This window comes from Pseudomonas sp. 05T35, assembly GCF_056396605.1.
The window spans coordinates 1-2,312 of the sequence record NZ_JBFTLU010000586.1 but is presented as its reverse complement, the minus strand read 5'-3'; the positions used below and the strand labels follow the sequence as shown (position 1 = coordinate 2,312).

2 protein-coding genes are annotated in these 2,312 nt (G+C 62.5%); both read right to left on the bottom strand.

The window, feature by feature from the left end:
- The coding region (locus AC1DH9_RS27575) for a DHA2 family efflux MFS transporter permease subunit (RefSeq protein WP_477809176.1) at positions 1 to 1,276 on the bottom strand (1,276 nt) is incomplete at its 3' end.
- Positions 1,273 to 2,312, bottom strand: a 1,040-nt coding sequence (locus AC1DH9_RS27570; RefSeq protein WP_477809175.1) for an HlyD family secretion protein, incomplete at its 5' end; no start/stop codon positions are given. The genes AC1DH9_RS27570 and AC1DH9_RS27575, both read right to left, overlap by 4 nt.

Genomic DNA, 2,312 nt, shown 5'->3' with positions numbered 1-2,312 from the left:
CAGCGATGCCGATCGCACCGCCCAGATTGCGCATCAGATTGAACAAACCCGACGCGTGCTTCAACCGCGCCGGGGCCAACCCGCCCAAGGTCAGCGTCACTGCCGGTGGCACCGCCAATTGCTGGGCAATCCCGCGCAAGGCTTGCGGCAGTATCAATTCCCTGGCGCCCCAGTCATGGGTAATCGGGCTGAAGTCCCACATCGATAACGCAAACAGCCCAAGGCCGGTCATCATGATCCAGCGCAGGTCGACGCGGTTGGCCAGAAAGGCATACAGCGGAATCGCCATGATCTGGAACACCCCGGTGGAAAACACCGCCAGACCAATGTCTAGTGCTCCATAACCGCGTACCCGACCGAGAAACAGCGGCGTCAGGTAAATGGTCGCGAACAGACCGATCCCGGTGACGAATGAAAAGAAGCAGCCGAGGGCAAAGTTGCGGTCTTTCAGCGCCCGCAGATCAACGATCGGGTTGGCCACGTGCAAGCTCCGGCCGATAAACGCCAGGCCCGCCAGCCCGGAGATCCACGCGGTGGTCAGAATCGTCTGGTCGCTGAACCAGTTCCAGCGCGGACCTTCCTCCAGGGTGTATTCCAGGCAGCCGAGAAACAGCGCCATGAACACCATGCTCAGGTAATCCGCACCCTTGAGCAGGGACAGTTCCGGCTGGTCGATTTTCACCAGCAGCGGCACCGCCACGGCGACGAAAATCCCCGGCACCAGGTTGATGTAGAACAGCCAGTGCCAGGACGACACGTCGGTGATCCAGCCGCCAATCACCGGCCCCAGCGTCGGTGCCAATGAGGCCACCGCGCCAATGGTCGCGGCGGCGATGACCCGTTGTTTGCCGCTGAAGAAAAAGAACGCGGTGGTGAACACCAACGGAATCATCGAGCCGCCGAGAAACCCTTGCAGGGCCCGGAAGGCGATCATGCTCTGGATGTTCCAGGCCGCGCCGCAGAGCAGGCTGGCCAGAGTGAAACCGACCGCCGAAGCGCAGAACTGCCAACGGGTGGAAAACACCCGCGACAACCACCCCGACAGCGGAATCACGATAATTTCAGCGATCAAATAACTGGTTTGCACCCAGGCGGTTTCGTCGGTGCCGGCCGAGAGCCCGCCGCCGATGTCACGCAGCGAAGCCGAAACAATCTGGATATCCAGCAGCGCGATGAACATGCCGATGCACATCGTAGCGAAGGCAAAGACCTTGGTCGCCGTCGCCATGGTCGCAGCATTGAACGGTTGAGCCTGGGCGGTGAGGGCGCGGCTCATGGTGCGCTGGCCCGGACGATGGCAACGGTGGTTTCCTTGGGCGCGGTTTTGGTATCAACCGAGGCGGTCACCGACAGCCCCGGACGCAACTGGCCGAGCACGCCATCGGCGGGATCAAGGAGTATCCGCACTGGCACCCGCTGGACGATTTTGGTGAAGTTGCCGGTGGCGTTTTCTGGTGGCAGCACGCTGAACTGCGCGCCAGTGGCTGGCGCCAGGCTGTCCAGATGACCATGGAACTCACGCCCCGAGAGCACGTCGGCATGAATGCTCACGCGCTGCCCCGGCACCATGTGCGCCAACTGATCTTCCTTGAAGTTGGCATCGACCCACAGACCGCTGGCCGGCACCACCGAGAGCAGTTGCGAGCCGGCCTGGGCATAGGCGCCAACCCGCGCCCGACGGTTGCCGATGACACCGTCGACCGGTGCGCGCAGTTCGGTGTAGCCGAGGTTCAATTGCGCCAGATCTCGTTCGGCACGCGCCTGCATTAACGCGGCTTTGGCTTGTTGCTTGCGGGTAGCGATCACGTCCAGTTGCCGTTGCGTTGCGAGCAGTTCGGCCTGTGCCCGGGCACTCTGCGCTTGGGCCGTCTTGAAGGTGGCATCGGCGCGTTGTGCACTTTCCACCGACACCGCATTACTGCCGACCAGTTTCTTGTAGCGCGCATTGTCATCCCGCGAGCGGGCGGTTTCCGCACCCGCGGCATCGATCCCGGCACGCGCCTGACCGATCACCGCATGCTGCAATTGCTCCGTGGCATCGAGGTTGGCCAGCAGCGCTTCTTGCGCGGCAACGGCACCTTCGGCCTTGGCCAGGCTGGCGCGATAGTCGCGCGAATCGAGGCGTATCAGCAGGTCGCCAGCCTTGACGCGCTGGTTGTCGGTCACCAGCACTTCTTCGATATAACCGGCGACTTTCGGCCCGATCACCGTCACATCGCCACCAATGTAGGCATCGTCGGTTTCTTCGATGAATCGGCCGCTGGTCCACCAGTGCGAACCGTAGAGGGCGATCAACGCCAGAGCAATGAGGC